Below are 18,254 nucleotides of genomic sequence, written 5' to 3'. Positions count from 1 at the left end.
TTCAGAATCAGGCTGCGCGGTTAATTTCCTTTTTTACTTTGTAACGCTGTAATGCAATAAACAGATCCGGCTGATTAAACAGCAACCACTCTTTAAAGTTCTGAGTTTTAACGTCTCGCCCCATAAAGCGAATCGCATTCCTGACATATTCTGGTACCGGCGTCTGGTTATACAGCGATAAATAGATCATCAGGCGGAAAGAGTGAGTTAAATAGGCTTTCTCCAGCGTGGCCCGCCATTCTGATTTAGCCTGGGAACTGCTCAGCGTATTGTAGGCATGCATAAAGGCATCATAACGCTGAAAGAAAAACTCATCACCTTTGGTACTGTTAGTAAGCGAACCGCTACGGATACGCTGTTTATAATAAACCTGACGACTGACCCACGCCTGCTGACATTTCATAAATACCGCCAGCGTAAAATTGTGGTCTTCATGAATCCGGCGAACGAAACGTAATTTATGCTGCTCTATAACACTTTTTTTGATCGCATAGTTCCAGACTGCCGAGGTGTAACTGCCGTTTCGCAACAGACGCATAAAGGCTTCCTGCGGGGGCTGCAAACCAAACTGATCGTGTTTTACTTTAGGCGAGGTGATCTCGATATGACCATCTTCGTAAACGCAGGAATTAAAGCAGAACAGGTCGGTCTGAGGATGTTTTTCTGCGACGGTTGCCAGTTCTGCCACCAGCCCGTCAACCACCACATCATCCGGGTCACAGAAGAAAAGGAACTCGCCCTGTGCCAGCGCGATACCGGTATCGCGGGCATTACCCAGACCGCCATTTTCAATGGTGATCACTTTGACCTGTGAAAGGTGCGAATAATTCTGTTCAATCAGGGCCAGCGTGCCATCAGTTGATCCATCATTAACAATGATTATTTCATTGGGCGCTTTTACCTGGCGTAATAAAGAATCAACGCACTCGACAATATATTTTTCAACATTGTAAGTCGGAATAATTACCGATAAAAGGATGTCAGACATAGGCATTTCTCTGCTGTTAGAAAATGACAATACGGTTCACCTGCCTGATGCAGGTCCTGACCAGAGGCGAAACGTCGAAAAGAATAGTGTGTTATTAGGGCTGCTTACATTGAGCCTGATTATCTTAAACCGGTTAAGCCGATAAAGACCAGTCGGGAAAAAACGATCGAAGTGTTCAGATCGCCGCCACTGTTAAATAAGTTGCATCTATAGCGCGGTGCGATGTTAAAACGGTTGAGGTTTGATTTAAATTGCCGGCAAAAAGTCGCGGTAACCAGAATCGGGAAAGTGTAAGCGAATACCTGAAACCGTGAATATCTTCATCATTCCATTCTTTTCGTTTCACTAACGTTTCTGCAATTAATCTGAACATTTTCCCGCGTGACACCGACAGAGGGTTTGATTTTATATCGTTTTTTTCCCTTTCTTCTTTTCCCGCCCCGTTTAATCACTGCTTAACCATAATAAGAATGTTTAAGCAATCAGCCGCTGGATGATTTAACCGCGGCGGTTCGCTAATTTTGCAATCTCGCATCATCGCTTTTAATGAGTGATTGTCCGGATTAGGGGAAATTTAAGAATTATCGGAACCGGTTCTGACGCCGCTTATCACCCTGCCCGCCTATTTGCAGTTTTCACCCTTAGTTTGCCAGATAAATCATTTAAGCCCCTCTCGCGGCTCTGACAGTATGAAGGCATAAGTTCTCAACATTAGATAATCAATAACTTTTAGTTATAAGGAGTGACGATGCGAGTTATTACGCTGGCAGGCAGCCCACGGTTTCCCTCACGCTCAACTTCATTACTGACGCTGTGTCAGCACAAACTGGAAGCACGGGGTATCGAAGTCATTCCGTGGAATATTCATAACTTCCAGCCCGACGACCTGATCAATGCGCGCTTCGATGCCCCAGCGCTGCTGGCCTTACAGGACGATCTGGCCGCCGCCGATGGCCTGATCGTGGCGACGCCAATTTATAAAGCCTCTTTTTCCGGCGCGCTGAAAACCCTGCTCGACCTGCTGCCGGAGCGCGCGCTGGAGCACAAGGTTGTGCTGCCCCTGGCCAGTGGCGGCAGTGCCGGTCATATGCTGGCGCTCGACTACGCCTTAAAGCCGGTACTCAACGCGCTGAAAGCACAGGAAATTCTGCATGGCGTTTATGCCGAAGATAACCAGATCCAGCATTACGACCGTCAGCCGCAACTGCAGGATTCGCTGGCGCAGCGCCTGGATGATGCGGTAGCCGCGTTCTGGCTGGCGCTGACTCGTCATCACCATCCCGTTGCACACGCAGTATAAAGGAGCAGATGAATGAAACTGACATTAGCAAAATGGCTGACGGCGGGATTGTTACTGGCTGGGCTACAGGCACAGGCCGCGCAGCCCGATCCGGCACAGATTCGCATTGGATATCAAAAGGGTTCAGTCAGTATGGTGCTGGCGAAATCGCATCAGCTGTTAGAGAAGCGTTTTCCACACACCAAAATTCAGTGGATAGAGTTTCCGGCGGGTCCACAGATGCTGGAAGCGCTGAATGTGAACAGTATTGATCTCGGCAGCACCGGCGATCTTCCGCCGCTGTTCGCACAGGCCGCCGGCGCGGACCTGCTCTATGTCGGTTCGGAACCGCCAAAGCCGCAGGCGGAAGTGATTCTGGTCCCGAAAACCAGCGCGCTGCAGCAGGTCGCGGATCTGAAAGGCAAGAAAGTCGCCTTTCAGAAAGGCTCCAGCTCGCACAATTTACTGCTGCGCGCCCTGCAACAGGCAGGCCTGAGCTTCAAAGACATCACCCCGGTTTATCTGACGCCAGCTGATGCGCGTGCCGCATTCCAGCAGGGAAATGTCGATGCCTGGGCGATCTGGGATCCCTACTACTCGTCAGTGCTGTTACAGGGCAACTCACGCGTGCTGGTGGATGGCAGCAAACTCAATCTGACCGGGTCGTTCTATTTAGCCACCCGCAGCTATGCCGAGGCACACGGTGCCTTCATTCAGCAGGTGCTGGATACCTTTAGCGCCGCCGATGCGCTGACCCGCAGCCAGCGCCCGCAGAGTATTACGCTGTTAGCGCAGGCGATAGGTTTACCCGAACCGGTGATTGCCAGCTATCTCAGCCATCGACCGCCCACCACCATTACGCCGGTTAGCGACAAAACCGCGGAGGCACAACAGCATACCGCTGACCTGTTCTATGCCAATCATCTGCTGCCAGTGAAACTATCGATTCGCGATCGTATCTGGCAATCCCCTACCGTGACGCAATAAGGAGCAAAAAAATGGTATCCATATTCTGGTTTCTGCCGACGCATGGCGACGGCCACTATCTTGGCACCGCAGAAGGTGCGCGCCCGGTGGATCACGCCTATCTGCAACAGGTTGCGCAGGCGGCTGATCGTCTCGGTTTTGGCGGCGTGCTGATCCCGACCGGCCGCTCCTGTGAGGATGCCTGGCTGGTTGCCGCCTCGCTGATTCCGGTCACCCAGCGCCTGCGTTTTCTGGTCGCGCTGCGTCCGGGCGTGATTTCACCGACCCAGGCGGCGCGACAGGCGGCGACGCTGGATCGCTTATCCAACGGTCGCGCACTGTTTAATCTGGTCACCGGCGGCGATCCGGAAGAGCTGGCAGGCGACGGCGTCTTTCTCGACCATCGGGAGCGTTACGCCGAGTCCGCTGAATTTACCCGCGTCTGGCGTCGGGTGCTGGAGGGTGAAACGGTCGATTACGAAGGCAAACACGTTAAGGTGCGCGGTGCCCGCCTGATGTTTAAGCCGGTACAGCAACCGCGTCCGCCATTGTGGTTTGGTGGCTCTTCGGAACCGGCTCAGGATCTGGCGGCTGAACAGGTTGATGTCTATCTCACCTGGGGTGAACCGCCGGCGCAGGTGAAAGAGAAAATTGATCAGGTGCGAGCCAAAGCCGCGGCTCAGGGCCGGTCGGTACGTTTCGGCATTCGTCTGCATGTGATTGTACGTGAGACCAATGAAGAGGCCTGGCAGGCGGCTGATAAACTGATTGCCAATGTCGATGATGCCACCATCGCTAAAGCGCAGGCTGCCTTTCAGCGGGCCGATTCTGTCGGTCAGCGCCGGATGGCCGCGCTGCACGGCGGCCGGCGCGACAAGCTGGAGATCAGCCCGAACCTGTGGGCCGGTGTCGGTCTGGTGCGCAGTGGTGCAGGAACCGCACTGGTCGGTGACGGACCCACGGTAGCGGCGCGCATCAAAGAGTATGAAGCGCTGGGGATTGAAACCTTTATTTTGTCGGGCTATCCGCATCTGGAAGAGGCTTATCGCGTCGGTGAACTGCTGTTCCCGCATCTCGATTTGCAGGTTCCGCTGGTGCCACAGCCGCGCGTCGTTCAGGCGCACGGTGAAGCGGTTGCCAACGATTTTACCCCTGAGAAAAAAGTTGCCCGGGGCTGAGGAGAGCATGATGGCCAGAACAGGTAAACGTCTCGCTGATACGCTGGTGCCGTGGGTGCTGCCCGCTCTGCTGGTGGTGGCATGGCAGATCGCCTCGCAAACCGGCTGGTTATCGACCCGCATTCTGCCGGCGCCGGAAAAAATCGTGACCACGTTCTGGCAGCTGGCCGCCAGCGGCGAACTGTGGCAACACCTGGCGATCAGTAGCTGGCGGGCGCTGATTGGTTTCACTATCGGCGGTTCCATCGGGCTGCTGCTCGGGCTGATTACCGGCACCTCACGTACCGGCGAACGGCTGCTGGATACTTCGGTGCAGATGCTGCGTAACGTGCCCCATCTGGCGCTGATCCCGCTGGTGATTCTGTGGTTCGGTATCGATGAGTCGGCGAAAATCTTCCTGGTGGCGCTCGGTACGCTGTTTCCGATCTATCTCAATACCTATCACGGCATTCGCAATATCGATCGCGGGCTGGTGGAGATGGCGCGCAGTTATGGCCTCTCTGGCTGGAGCCTGTTTATCCAGGTGATCCTGCCTGGCGCGCTGCCGAATATCATGGTCGGCGTCCGTTTTGCGCTCGGCCTGATGTGGCTGACGCTGATCGTGGCGGAAACCATTTCGGCTAACTCCGGCATCGGTTATCTGGCGATGAATGCGCGGGAATTTCTGCAGACCGATGTGGTGGTGGTCGCCATCATTCTGTATGCCCTGCTCGGTAAACTGGCTGATGTCGCCGCGTTGTTGCTGGAACGCGTCTGGCTGCGCTGGCATCCGGCTTATCAACTGAAGGAGGAGAACGCATGAGTCAGACACTTTCCCCGGCGCGCCTCAACACCGGCACCCCGGTCGGCGTTAACAACGTCAGCAAGCAGTATGGCAGCCGCACTATCCTGAACCATATCGATCTGCATATTCCGTCGGGCCAGTTTGTGGCGGTCGTCGGCCGTAGCGGCTGCGGTAAAAGTACCCTGCTGCGTCTGCTGGCCGGGCTGGAGCAGACCTCCAGCGGCCAGCTGCTGGCGGGTAATGCGCCGTTACAGTCGGCGCGCGACGATACCCGCCTGATGTTTCAGGACGCGCGTCTGCTGCCGTGGAAAAAGGTGATTGATAATGTCGGCCTCGGCCTGAAAGGCACGGCATGGCGCAGTGCGGCGCAGGATGCGCTGGCAGCGGTCGGGCTGGCCGATCGGGCTAATGAGTGGCCCGCGACCCTCTCCGGCGGACAGAAACAGCGTGTGGCGCTGGCCCGGGCGTTGATTCATCGGCCAGGTTTGCTGCTGCTGGATGAGCCGCTGGGGGCGCTGGATGCCCTGACCCGCATCGAAATGCAGGAGCTGATTGAATCCCTGTGGCAGCAGCATCATTTTACCGTTCTGCTGGTGACCCATGATGTGAGTGAAGCGGTGGCGATGGCGGATCGGGTGCTGCTGATTGAGGAAGGCGAGATTGGTCTGGATCTGCTGGTCGATCTGCCGCGTCCCAGACGGCGTGGCTCGCCACGGCTGGCAGAGCTGGAGGCGGAGGTGCTGGATCGCGTGATGCGCCGTACGGCACCGGCACAACCGGTCCGTATGGCCCGACAACGCTAAAAAAAATGGCGGAGCCCAGCGGCCTCCGCCATTTTGCTATCAGGCGTTCAGCGCCCGGGTGATCTTCTCATAGAGATCGCCCGACAGCTTTTCCAGCCCTTTCAGCTGTTCCAGCGCATCGCGCATCATCGCCTGACGATCCTCGTCATAGCGTTTCAGCCGAATCAATGGTTCCACCATCCGTGCCGCGACCTGCGGGTTACGGGTGTTGAGATCGATCAGCATCTCCAGCAGGAATTTATAACCGCTGCCATCTTTGGCGTGGAACGCAGACGGGTTGGCGGAGGCAAAGGCCCCAACCAGCGAACGCACGCGGTTCGGGTTACTCATGCTGAAGGAGCGGTGATTCAGTAGCTGACGCACGTTACGCAGCACGTTCGAAGCCGGACTGGTGGCCTGCAACACAAACCACTTATCCATAACCAGACCATCCTGGTGCCAGCGTTCATCGTAGGCCGCCAGCAACGCATCCCGGCACGGCAGCTGCGCCGACACCGCAGCGGAGAGCGCCGCCAGCGCATCGGTCATGTTGGTGGCCTGATGATATTGCGTCTGCACCAGCTTATCTGCCAGTTGCGCATCGCCAAACGCCAGATAGTTCAGGCAGATATTTTTCAGGCTGCGCTGACCAATCGCCGCATGCTCAACCCGGTATTCACTCTGCTGATTGGCGTTATAAATCGCAAAGAACTCGTCAGCCAGTTCACGCGCCAGCGTGCGCTGCAGTGCGTCACGTACCAGGGCAATCGCCTGTGGATCGATAACATCGAACAGTTCGGCGATCTCATTTTCAGTCGGCAAGGTCAGAATCAGCGCGGTCAGCGCCGGATCGCAGTCGGTATCCAGCAGCACCGCCCGGAACGCATCCGCCACATGCAGCGGCAGCGACAGGTGTTGTCCCTGCTGATAGCGTGCCACGTTGAGACGGATATAGGTTGCCAGCAGGCTCTGTGCCGCATCCCAGCGTGAGAAATCGTTGCGCGCATGACGCATCAGGAAGGTGAGCTGCGCATCGCTCCATTTGTAATCGAGCTTCACCGGCGCAGAAAATTCACGTAACAGCGACGGCACCGGCTGGAAGTAAACGTTATCAAAAATAAAGGTCTGAAACTCTTCGGTGACATTCAGTACGTGATGCACCGGATGACCGTTGTGCTGCAACGGGATCACCTTACCTTCATTATCATAAAGTTCGATATCAAGCGGGATGTGCAGCGGCAGCTTCTCTTTCTGATCGGCAGTCGCTGGCGTGTGCTGGGTGACGTGCAGCGTATACTGCTCCAGTTCCGGGTTATAGTCATCGCGCACCGTCAGCACCGGGGTTCCAGACTGGCTGTACCAGCGGCGGAACTGTGACAGATCGACGTTAGAGGCATCTTCCATCGCCTGCACAAAATCGTCACAGGTGGCCGCACTGCCGTCGTGGCGATCAAAGTAGAGCTGCATCCCTTTCTGGAAACTGGCTTCGCCCAGCAGAGTGTGCAGCATACGGATCACTTCCGATCCTTTCTCATACACCGTCAGGGTGTAGAAGTTATTCATTTCAATGACCTGATCCGGGCGGATCGGGTGCGCCATCGGGCTGGCATCCTCAGCAAACTGTGCACCGCGCACGATACGCACATTGTCGATGCGATTTACCGCGCGTGAGCCGAGGTCTGAACTGAACTCCTGATCGCGGAATACCGTCAGTCCCTCTTTCAGGCTGAGCTGGAACCAGTCACGGCAGGTAACGCGGTTGCCGGTCCAGTTATGGAAATATTCGTGGCCGATCACCGCTTCAATGCCGAGGTAATCTTTATCGGTGGCGGTTTCCGCTTTCGCCAGCACATATTTGGCGTTGAAGACGTTGAGGCCTTTATTCTCCATCGCACCCATATTGAAGAAATCGACCGCCACGATCATAAAGATGTCGAGGTCATATTCGAGCCCGAAACGCTCTTCATCCCACTTCATGCTGTTTTTCAGCGAGGTCATCGCCCAGTCGGCGCGATCAAGATTGCCGCGATCGACAAAAATTTCCAGCGCCACGTCGCGTCCCGAACGGGTGGTGAAACTGTCGCGCAGCACGTCGAAATCACCCGCTACCAGCGCAAACAGGTAGCACGGCTTGGGGAACGGGTCCTGCCATTTGACCCAGCTGCGGCCCTGCTCGTCACGTCCGCTGTCGATGCGGTTACCGTTCGAAAGCAGGTACGGATAACGTTCGCCATCGGCAAAAAGGGTGGTGGTGAAACGCGCCAGCACATCGGGGCGATCCAGATACCAGGTAATATGACGGAAGCCTTCAGCCTCACATTGGGTACAAAGCGCCTCGCCTGATTTGTATAACCCTTCCAGCGCCGTGTTCTGATCCGGATGGATATCATTGATGATTTTAAGAGTGAAGCTCTCTGGCAGCTGGCTCAGCACCAGCGCGCCCTCTTCTTCGCGATAGTCAGTCCAGGGCTCTCCGTTTACCTCAATCGCGATCAGGGTTAACTCTTCGCCGTCCAGACGCAATTCAGCCTGGCTGTCACCGAGGCGTTTAATCTGACTGATCGCCGTTACGCGGGTGGTCGACGCATCCAGTTCAAAGGTTAAATCGATGTCGGTGATGGTGTAATCCGGCGCACGATAGTCGTGGCGATACTTAATTTGGGGCTGTTGCGTCATATTCCGTCTCGCGTTGTTATAAGTTTACCTGGCAAAGTCTAAGCTTGTTAATACAAGCTTGCCACGCACAATGCACGTAATGGGTGAAATGGCTACAATCTGTTAACAATGGCACAGATTGGCCTCGACCCACGACAGTGAAATATGCTGTGATTGGCGTTAATGACTGAATTATACTTTCGCGTCTTTTAGACTGTGTACAACACCGGGCTCTGCGCCACCGAACAGGATGCTGAAACGCGCCATGACAGGACATGCTTCCCCGATACTGACCTCGCTGCTCGATACGGACGCTTATAAGCTCCACATGCAGCAAGCCGTGTTCCACCGCTATCACGATGTCACGGTGGCGGCGGAGTTTCGCTGCCGCGGCGACGAATTGCTGGGCCTTTACGCTGATGAGATTCGTGATGCGATTCGCGCAATGCAAACGCTGGCGCTGACCGATGATGAGTATCAGTGGTTATCCCGCCTGCCCTTCTTTCAGCAGGATTATCTGAACTGGCTGCGCGATTTTCGTTATAACCCCGATCAGGTTGAGGTGCGCAATCACCACGGCCAACTGGAACTGCGCATTCAGGGGCCGTGGCGTGAAGTGATTTTGTGGGAAGTGCCGCTGCTGGCGCTGATCAGCGAAGTGGTGCATCGCCATCGCACGCCTCAGGTCACCGCTCAACAGGCCGTTGACCATCTGCAGCAAAAACTCGCCACCTTTAAGACGCAGGTCGCCGATCTGGATATGTCCCGCTTTCAGCTGATGGATTTTGGAACCCGCCGTCGCTATTCGCAGGAGGTACAGCAGGCGATTGTGGCGACGCTGAAACAGGATTTCCCGTGGCTAATCGGCACCAGTAATTACGATCTGGCGCGCCGTCTGTCGCTGACACCGGTCGGCACCCAGGCGCACGAGTGGTTCCAGGCGTTCCAGCAGATCAGCCCGGTCCTGGCCAACAGCCAGCGCGCCGCGCTGCAGGCGTGGCTGGATGAATATGATGGCCAGCTCGGCATCGCCCTGACCGACTGCATCGCCATGGATGCCTTCCTGCGCGACTTTGGTCCGGTGTTTGCCCGACGCTATCAGGGGCTGCGCCACGACTCGGGTGATCCGGTTGAATGGGGCGAAAAAGCGCTGGCGCACTATCAGAAGCTGGGCATCGACCCGCAAAGCAAGACGCTGGTCTTCTCTGACAATCTTAATCTCGACAAAGCGCTGGCGCTTTACCGTCATTTTGGTCAGCGCACCAGCGTCATTTTTGGTATCGGAACCCGTCTCACCTGTGATATTCCGGGCGTCACGCCGCTGAACATTGTGATTAAACTGGTGCAGTGCAACGGCAAGCCGGTAGCAAAACTCTCTGATAGCCCCGGCAAAACCATCTGCCAGGATAAGGCCTTTGTCAGAGCCCTGCGCAAAGCCTTTGATTTGCCGCTGGTGAAAAAAGCGAGTTAAATCCTTTCTCATCGGGGCGTTGATCCGCCCCGCTTCTGCTGTAATAAATCTTCCGTTCCGCCGCAATTTTGCTTGTTTCCTGAAGACTCGCAAGTAACATAGCAAAACCCCGGTCTGGGGAACTTTTTACTCACTTCTTCTATATAGAGAGATATTTATGAGCGTAGTGCCTGTAGCGGACGTACTGCACGGTCGCGTCGCGGTTGACAGTGAAGTCACCGTACGTGGTTGGGTGCGTACCCGAAGAGATTCAAAAGCCGGTCTTTCCTTCATCGCCGTTTACGACGGCTCCTGCTTTAATCCCGTTCAGGCAGTCGTCAATAATTCTCTGAATAATTATCAGGATGAAGTTCTGCGTCTGACTACCGGCTGTTCGGTGATTATCACCGGCACCGTGGTGGCCTCACCCGGTCAGGGCCAGGCTTTTGAGATTCAGGCGACCCATGTTGAAGTCGTCGGCTGGGTGGAAGATCCTGACAGCTACCCGATGGCGGCGAAGCGTCACAGCATCGAGTATCTGCGTGAGGTGGCTCACCTGCGTCCACGCACCAACCTGATTGGTGCTGTTGCCCGCGTCCGTCATACCCTGGCGCAGGCGCTGCATCGCTTTTTCCATGAAAATGGTTACTTCTGGGTTTCGACGCCGCTGATTACCGCTTCCGATACCGAAGGGGCTGGCGAGATGTTCCGCGTCTCGACGCTGGACCTTGAAAACCTGCCGCGCAACGATCAGGGCAAGGTCGATTTCAGCGAAGATTTCTTTGGTAAAGAAGCCTTCCTGACCGTTTCCGGCCAGCTGAACGGCGAAACCTATGCCAGCGCCCTGTCAAAAATCTACACCTTTGGCCCGACGTTCCGCGCAGAGAACTCCAACACCAGTCGCCATCTGGCGGAATTCTGGATGCTGGAGCCGGAAATTGCCTTTGCATCACTGGATGATGCCGCTGCGCTGGCAGAAGCGATGCTGAAATATGTCTTCAACGCGGTGCTGGAAGAGCGTGCCGATGACATGGCCTTCTTTGCCGAGCGCGTAGATAAAGAAGCGGTTGAGCGCCTGCAGCGTTTCATTACCACCGATTTCGCCCAGGTTGATTACACCGACGCGGTTGAGATTCTGATGAATTGTGGTCAGACCTTCGAAAACCCGGTCTCGTGGGGAATCGATCTCTCCTCTGAACATGAACGTTACCTGGCCGAGAAACATTTTAAAGCGCCGGTAGTGGTGAAGAACTATCCGAAAGACATTAAGGCGTTCTATATGCGCCTGAATGACGACGGCAAAACTGTTGCAGCAATGGATGTCCTGGCACCTGGCATCGGTGAAATTATCGGCGGTTCCCAGCGTGAAGAACGTCTGGATGTGCTCGACGCACGTCTCGAAGAGATGGGCCTGAATAAAGAAGATTACTGGTGGTATCGTGACCTTCGTCGCTATGGCACCGTGCCACATTCTGGCTTCGGATTAGGCTTTGAACGTTTAATCGCCTATGTGACCGGCGTACAGAATGTCAGGGATGTAATTCCGTTCCCACGCACTCCACGCAACGCAAGTTTCTAACTTTCAGCATTAATTATAAGAAATTCATATATATAAAGAGGTCGGCACTGCCGGCCTTTTTTTATTTTTGTAAATTTTGAGTTCTCTCACAAAGTTCCGTGTTTTTTACATTTTGTAATACATATTTTCCTTTTGAAACCAGATTACGAGTTTCGTAGCATTTTCGAGGTAGAATTAAGGCGGGTTGGATGGAAAGATGCGTGCAGACACAGGAAGACACCAAACTTCTCTCAGGGTTCCCGTAAAGGTTTCTTGACGGCAGTGGCAGGTGTACAAATAACTCCAACGAGGGTAATGAATAATGATGAAGCGCAATATTCTTGCAGTGGTTATCCCTGCTCTGTTAGCCGCAGGCGCAGCAAACGCAGCCGAAATTTATAATAAAGACGGCAACAAACTGGACCTGTACGGTAAAGCCGTTGGCCTGCATTACTTCTCTGATAACGACGGCAGCGATGGCGACAATACTTACGTTCGCTTCGGCTTCAAGGGTGAAACTCAGATTAACGACCAGCTGACCGGTTACGGCCAGTGGGAATACAACGTTCAGGCGAACAACTCTGAAGGTTCTGACGCGCAAGACGGTAACAGAACACGTCTGGGCTTTGCCGGTCTGAAATTCGGTGATGCTGGCTCAATCGACTACGGCCGTAACTACGGTGTGGTTTACGATGCAATCGGCTGGACCGATATGCTGCCAGAGTTCGGTGGCGACTCAGGATACTCAGATAACTTCATGAACGGTCGTAGCACCGGCCTGCTGACTTACCGCAACACTAACTTCTTTGGTCTGGTAGATGGCTGGGATTTCGCCGTTCAGTATCAGGGCAAAAACGAGCGTGATGAAATTCGTCGTTCAAACGGCGACGGCTGGGGTCTGTCAACGTCTTACGTCTCACCAATCGGTGTAGGTGTTGTGGGTGCCTATAGCAGCAGCGACCGTACCGATGCACAGGCCGCTGGCGTTGCAGCTAACGGTACTGTTGTCGGTCAGGGTAAACGCGCTGAAAACTGGGCAACCGGTCTGAAGTATGATGCAAACAATGTCTACCTGGCGGCTTATTACGGTGAAACCCGTAACTCAACGCCGTTCACTCTGACAACTGGACCTGGCACCGATACCACTGCTTTCGCAAACAAAGCGCAGAACATTGAGTTGGTTGCACAGTATCAGTTCGACTTCGGCCTGCGTCCATCTATCGCCTACGTTCAGTCTAAAGGCAAAGATATCGAAGGCGTGGGCGATGCTGACCTGGTTAAATACATCGACGTGGGCGCAACCTACTACTTCAACAAAAACATGTCTACCTATGTGGACTACCAGATCAACCAGCTGGATGACAACAACCGTCTGGGTCTGAATACAGACGACGTAGTTGCACTGGGTCTGGTTTACCAGTTCTAATCTCGCTGTCAGAACTATTTGAAGACGGGGCCATCGGCCCCGTTTTTTTATGTCTGTTATCCAGCCAGACGCCCTTTTTCTCCCGACGCTTACCCACGCTCCCCTTTTTTATTTCCTCTCGCTGAAGTAAGCCCGCAAAAAGTATCAATAACGCTCGCAAACGGTTGGCATTTGCCTGGCGTGACGCTAACCTGAGAGCTCATTTTGCTAACGTTCCCGCTACTGGACCTGACTCATGTTTGAATCGATCTCTGCTGCACCCGCCGATCCCATTCTTGGGCTGGCCGATCTGTTTCGCGCTGACGACCGCCCTAACAAAATTAACCTCGGTATTGGCGTCTACAAAGATGAAACCGGTAAGACACCGGTGCTGACCAGCGTTAAAAAAGCCGAACAGTACCTGCTGGAAAACGAAACCACCAAAAACTATCTCAGCATTGATGGTCTGGCGGATTTCGCCCGTTGTACCCAGGCGTTACTGTTTGGCAGTCAGAGCCCACTGATTACCGCTGGCCGCGCCCGTACGGCACAGACCCCAGGCGGTACCGGTGCGCTGCGCGTAGCGGCCGATTTCCTTGCCACCCAGACATCCGTAAAGCGGATTTGGGTCAGCAATCCCAGCTGGCCGAACCACAAAAATGTGTTTAATGCTGCTGGTCTTGAGGTGTGTGAATATCAGTATTACGACGCTGAAAATCATACGCTCGATTTTGACGGTCTGGTTGCATCACTGAAACAGGTGCAGCCAGGCGATGTGGTGCTGTTCCACGGCTGCTGTCATAACCCAACCGGCATCGATCCAACGGCTGAACAGTGGCAGCAGCTGGCGCAGCTGTCACAGGCTGGCGGTTGGTTACCCCTGTTTGACTTTGCCTATCAGGGCTTCGCCCGCGGTCTGGATGAGGATGCCGAAGGACTGCGCATTTTCGCCGCGTCCCATCAGGAACTGATTGTCGCCAGCTCCTATTCGAAGAACTTTGGCTTGTACAACGAACGTGTAGGCGCCATTACCCTGGTGGCCGCCGAGGCAAGCGTGGCGGATACCGCCTTCAGCCAGGTGAAATATACCATCCGGGCGAACTACTCCAATCCGCCAGCTCACGGTGCCGCCGTTGTTGCCACCATCCTCGGCAACGACGCTTTGCGTACCATCTGGGAGCAGGAGCTGTCAGACATGCGTCAGCGCATCCAGCGTATGCGTCAGCTGTTCGTGAATACTCTGGCGGAGAAAGGCGCGCAGCGTGACTTCAGCTTCATCATCAAACAGAACGGAATGTTCTCGTTCAGCGGCCTGACCAAAGATCAGGTGATTCGTCTGCGCGAGGAGTTTGCGGTCTATGCGGTCAACTCAGGACGAGTCAACGTTGCGGGCATGACGCCAGATAATATGTCGGCGCTGTGTGAGGCGTTTGTCGCGGTACTGTAACCGCGTATCACGACTAAAAAATGGGCCGACTGGCCCATTGCTCGTCAGTTAAGCGACCGGTGATAACGCAGTCTGGTGCCGCTCCGGCCTGCTCTGAAACTTGAGTGAGTGTTGTTAAAACGGGCACGATAGTAGAGGCCTGAGCGCCTCTGCTGCTGAAAGGGTTATCCGCAGCGCTGAGGCGTGACGCCGGGCCAGAACGCCTCGCCGGGAAGCGTGGAGAGTTCGGGGCCGGCCAGGGAAGGCCGATCCCCGAACGGTTCGTCGGCACGACGTCAAAGCCGAAGGTACCGCGCAGCGGCGCGAGGACGGCCCGGCAGCAGCAGAGGTGCTCAGACCCGCACTCCGGCATGCCTGCTCAGAAAAAAAGCTGCCACGTCTGACCGTGACAGCCTTTGCAAAGTTAACCTTCACTGACGAGCATTAGCCGACTGGCCCATTTTTTATTGCAGGAAAGGATTACTGATTCGTTCACGGCCCAGCGTGGAAATCGGGCCGTGTCCTGGCAGGAAAGTCACATCATCGCCGAGCGGCAATAATTTGCTCCGGATGGCATCGATCAGCTGCTGATGATCGCCCTGCGGGAAATCGGTGCGGCCGACGCCACCGTTGAAAATCACATCACCGGAGATCAGCAAGCGTCCCGGACGATCAAAGAACACCACATGACCCGGCGAATGGCCTGGACAGTGCAAAACTTCCAGCGTCACCAACCCGACCTGCACGCTATCACCCTCTTCCAGCCAGCGGTCCGGCGTAAAAGGCGAGCACTCTTCCAGTCCAAACATCCGGCTCTGAGTCGGCAGGGCTTCCAGCCAGAAGGCATCGCGTTTCTGCGGTCCGACGATTGGAATCTGGTAAAAGGCTGCAAGTTCCACCGCCGCGCCGACATGATCAAGGTGACCATGAGTCAGCAGGATCTGCGCAGGCTTCAGCTTGTGTTGTTCCAGCGTTTGTTTGATACGTTCAGCGTCACCGCCCGGATCGACCAGCGCCGACTCACCGGTGGTTTCACACCAGATCACCGAACAGTTCTGGGCAAAGGCGGTAACAGGAATAATGTGGTAGTTCATAACGCTCCATGACCGGCTCACGCAGCGTTGCCGGCGTCATTACCAGTGCCTGATCGGCCCGGTATCAATATGTACAAAGTTGCTGCGAGGATAATATCCTACACCACCCGCGCGCAGAGATAACGCCGCTTTGCGAACGTTGGCTAAGGTAACGCCCTCAATGTGGAAATCCATCGCCTGACCTTTGGTGTGATAGCTGTGTTTCGCTACCCCAGGCCCGCTTTCGCGCAGCATGTTATTGGTCGCCAGCGAACGGTAACCGGAAACCAGCTGCACCGGTTTACGGGTTTCCAGCAGCGCCTGCAGACGAAAAATCTGGTCAAACAGGTGGGGATCGATGCTTTTCACTTTATTGGCGCGATAGTCACGGAAAAAGTGATTTAATCGTGACAACTCATCCTTGTCGTAACGTTTACCATTAAAAAACTCAGTTTTAAGGGTTTCACCTGTGTGAAGGTTATTCAGCGTTAATACACGCGGGCGAGAAGTTGAAAGCGAGGCCCTTGCAGAAGCGGGCAATAATGCCAGCCCGGCGGCCGCACTTCCGCAAAGCAGTAGCTTGCGACGAAAAGAATCAATAGTAGACATTAACCGTATTACCTGAGAGTGAAGCCATAGAAATGTGCAAAAAGCGCACAGGCCGAACCATAACTTTCTCTCAGAGAGGCGTCAACCCATGTGGTGCGAGAATGTGCGGCGATCCCGAGCGGGATCGCCATTTGAGCGCTATTTTCGTTAACGATAGCCGACGGCTAACGATTGAAAATCAAACACTAGAGCAACAACTGCTCAGCCCTTTGTAACGCCTGACTGCCGGAGCGTGCAGTGTCATCATAATTGTAAATATCTGTTCGGAACTGCGGTTTGCCATCATCCGCTACCCAGGCGGTTAAGTAATAGAGATTAACCGGAATGCGATGGCGAATCGGTACGTACCGGGTATCGCCCTCTTTCAGGGTGCTGGAGATGCGCGAATCATTCCAGCCGGCATCCTGCAACAGCAGCCCCGCCAGTTCAGAGGCTTTATTCACCCGCACGCAGCCTGAGCTCAGCGCCCGGATATCCCGCTGGAACAGGTTATGATTCGGCGTGTCGTGCAGATAGATGGCATCTGAACTCGGCATGTTGAATTTGTAGCGTCCCAGCGCGTTCATCTGGCCTGGGGCCTGGCGCAGGCGATAGGGGAACGATGAGGCCGACACCATGCTCCAGTCAATCATGCTCGGGTCGATCACCTCGGCATCCTCACTCCAGCCCGACAGCAGGGTATAGCCGTGCTTATAGAGATAGGCAGGGTCCTGCTTCACCTTGGGAATAATGTCTTTACGCACCAGCGTGGTCGGTACGTTCCACGGCGGATTCAGCACCACATTGTTGAGCGCGCTGCGCATCAGTGGCGTTTTGCGATCGGGACGACCAACGATCACCCGCGACGACAAAATTTTATTACCGTTGTTGTAGTAAATCAGTGAGTAGTTGGCGATGTTGACCATGATGCCGTTGTGCATATCATCCGGCAGCAGCCGCAGCCGCTGAATGTTAAGCGCCAGCAAGGAGGCGCGCATCTGGGGTGACACATTCAGCCACTGACGCGTTCTGGCACCGATCGCCCCGTCGCCATCCAGTCCCTGCCACTGTTGAAAACGCTTCACCGCTGCAACCAGCGTCGTGTCGTAAACATTCGCGCTGTTATTGGCATCCAGCGTCAGGCTCTGCACATTACCCGGTGACTGCGGCGTGGCAACAGGCAGATCGGAAACCGGCGTCGCAGACGGGCTGACCACCACCGGCTGGTCGCTGTGGCTGACCGGTACAGAAGTCACCGGCACGGCGTCCTCATCCGGCGCGGGCGCATCAGCCTGTGCGGTGAGCATCCCGCTGCGCTGCAGGATTTCACGTAGCGCCGGCACATCATCACTCACCTGTCCCGGACGCAGGGTTTCGCTATTCTTCAGCTGCGGCCATGGCCGTTTATCGCTGAGCAGATTTTTTAGCGCAGCGTGCATTGGGCGATATTGCGGATGCTGCGGTTCCAGTGAAGTGATAAAAATGCTGTCAGAACCAGCATTGACCGCATTCTGCCACTGATTAACCACCGCCACTGACGGCTGGGCCAGTTTGTAGGGCACGTTACTGTAAAGCCAGGTTTCACCCTGCGTCGGCACGCTGGAGACAAACTGCAGATAGCCGAGCATCGCGTCAGAGAGCGCCACATCGCGGGCAAAGCCGGTAATGGCCGGGTCAGTCAGACGTTCGACCCAGCGGGTAAACTGCGGCTGCACGCCGGATAGCGCAACCTCAGCCAGCTGTTGCTGAAATTTTTGCACCGCCTGGCGATCCTGCCACAGCGGCTGCATATGACGGGACGCATACAGCGTCGCCAGTGGCCCCAGATAAAAAGGCTGATCGGCACTGGAAAACGCCTGCCGGATACGTTGCTGACTTTCGGTGACTGACATCGCACTCTGTGTGGTGCCCGGCATAGCGGCGATCACAGCGGCCTGCGGCAGCGTAAATGGAACCATGGTTAGCGCCAGCGCTAACCATGAAACAACACGATGATGTTTAAACCTATTTGCCAGCAACATCCCTGCCCCCTTCTCTGTTCAACTGCGCAGCGTTCCCTGAAACTACTGCGACCGGGCTGCTTACTCATAATGTTGAGTATACAAACAAAAACGGCATTTGC

General features: G+C 55.0%; 14 protein-coding genes. 9 read left to right on the top strand and 5 right to left on the bottom strand.

Features of this window, described 5'->3' with window-relative positions:
- Nucleotides 1–7: 7 nt before the first annotated feature.
- Nucleotides 8–988 carry a glycosyltransferase family 2 protein gene (locus WFK59_RS02810; protein ID WP_233984708.1) on the bottom strand — a complete coding sequence of 327 codons (981 nt, stop codon included), beginning with the start codon at nt 986–988 and terminating at the stop codon, nt 8–10.
- 748 nt (nt 989–1,736) lie between these two features.
- On the opposite strand from WFK59_RS02810, the gene ssuE reads away from it, so the two are divergent.
- From ssuE to ssuB, 5 genes are read left to right on the top strand one after another with little or no spacing between them, the layout of a single operon-like run.
- Nucleotides 1,737–2,288, top strand: coding sequence for an NADPH-dependent FMN reductase (gene ssuE / locus WFK59_RS02805; protein ID WP_233984709.1), 552 nt, complete (start codon nt 1,737–1,739; stop codon nt 2,286–2,288).
- A gap of 12 nt (nt 2,289–2,300) precedes the next feature.
- Nucleotides 2,301–3,254, top strand: coding sequence for a sulfonate ABC transporter substrate-binding protein (locus WFK59_RS02800; RefSeq protein WP_233984710.1), 954 nt, complete (start codon nt 2,301–2,303; stop codon nt 3,252–3,254).
- 11 nt (nt 3,255–3,265) lie between these two features.
- Nucleotides 3,266–4,411 (top strand): FMNH2-dependent alkanesulfonate monooxygenase, encoded by a 1,146-nt coding sequence (gene ssuD / locus WFK59_RS02795; RefSeq protein WP_233984711.1) that lies wholly within the window; start codon nt 3,266–3,268, stop codon nt 4,409–4,411.
- Between the two features lie 10 nt (nt 4,412–4,421).
- Complete coding sequence (ssuC, locus tag WFK59_RS02790; protein ID WP_094120121.1) at nt 4,422–5,213, top strand: aliphatic sulfonate ABC transporter permease SsuC; 792 nt, start codon at nt 4,422–4,424, stop codon at nt 5,211–5,213.
- Nucleotides 5,210–5,998: an aliphatic sulfonates ABC transporter ATP-binding protein gene (gene ssuB, locus WFK59_RS02785; RefSeq protein WP_336754962.1), complete on the top strand. Its 789-nt coding sequence runs from the start codon at nt 5,210–5,212 to the stop codon at nt 5,996–5,998. The genes ssuC and ssuB overlap by 4 nt, the downstream gene beginning before the upstream one ends.
- A 39-nt stretch (nt 5,999–6,037) precedes the next feature.
- Here the strand turns inward: ssuB and pepN are convergent, their stop codons facing one another.
- Nucleotides 6,038–8,653, bottom strand: coding sequence for an aminopeptidase N (pepN, locus tag WFK59_RS02780; RefSeq protein WP_233984713.1), 2,616 nt, complete (start codon nt 8,651–8,653; stop codon nt 6,038–6,040).
- A gap of 244 nt (nt 8,654–8,897) precedes the next feature.
- Here pepN and pncB point away from each other — a divergent pair, with 244 nt between their 5' ends.
- From pncB to WFK59_RS02760, 4 genes are all read left to right on the top strand, one after another.
- Nucleotides 8,898–10,103, top strand: a complete 1,206-nt coding sequence (gene pncB, locus WFK59_RS02775) for a nicotinate phosphoribosyltransferase (RefSeq protein ID WP_233984714.1) — start codon at nt 8,898–8,900, stop codon at nt 10,101–10,103.
- Between the two features lie 157 nt (nt 10,104–10,260).
- Nucleotides 10,261–11,661 carry an asparagine--tRNA ligase gene (asnS, locus tag WFK59_RS02770; protein ID WP_233984715.1) on the top strand — a complete coding sequence of 467 codons (1,401 nt, stop codon included), beginning with the start codon at nt 10,261–10,263 and terminating at the stop codon, nt 11,659–11,661.
- 301 nt (nt 11,662–11,962) lie between these two features.
- On the top strand, nt 11,963–13,066 hold the full coding sequence (ompF, locus tag WFK59_RS02765; RefSeq protein ID WP_293000671.1) for a porin OmpF: 1,104 nt from the start codon (nt 11,963–11,965) through the stop codon (nt 13,064–13,066).
- 235 nt (nt 13,067–13,301) lie between these two features.
- Entirely contained in the window at nt 13,302–14,492 is a 1,191-nt protein-coding gene (locus WFK59_RS02760) for an amino acid aminotransferase (protein ID WP_336754961.1), read from the top strand.
- A gap of 443 nt (nt 14,493–14,935) precedes the next feature.
- On the opposite strand, the gene WFK59_RS02755 is transcribed toward WFK59_RS02760, so the two are convergent.
- From WFK59_RS02755 to ldtD, 3 genes are all read right to left on the bottom strand, one after another.
- Nucleotides 14,936–15,565 (bottom strand): MBL fold metallo-hydrolase, encoded by a 630-nt coding sequence (locus WFK59_RS02755; RefSeq protein WP_233984717.1) that lies wholly within the window; start codon nt 15,563–15,565, stop codon nt 14,936–14,938.
- Nucleotides 15,566–15,604: 39 nt separating this feature from the next.
- On the bottom strand, nt 15,605–16,153 hold the full coding sequence (locus tag WFK59_RS02750; protein ID WP_233984718.1) for a YcbK family protein: 549 nt from the start codon (nt 16,151–16,153) through the stop codon (nt 15,605–15,607).
- A gap of 185 nt (nt 16,154–16,338) precedes the next feature.
- Nucleotides 16,339–18,153, bottom strand: coding sequence for a L,D-transpeptidase (gene ldtD, locus WFK59_RS02745; protein WP_233984719.1), 1,815 nt, complete (start codon nt 18,151–18,153; stop codon nt 16,339–16,341).
- Nucleotides 18,154–18,254 lie beyond the last annotated feature (101 nt).

The organism is Pantoea sp. USHLN298 (genome assembly GCF_037149395.1).
GTDB classification, from domain to species: domain Bacteria; phylum Pseudomonadota; class Gammaproteobacteria; order Enterobacterales; family Enterobacteriaceae; genus Pantoea; species Pantoea astica.
The sequence above is the reverse complement of the archived record's forward strand: the minus strand, read 5'-3'. Positions and strand labels throughout refer to the sequence as shown.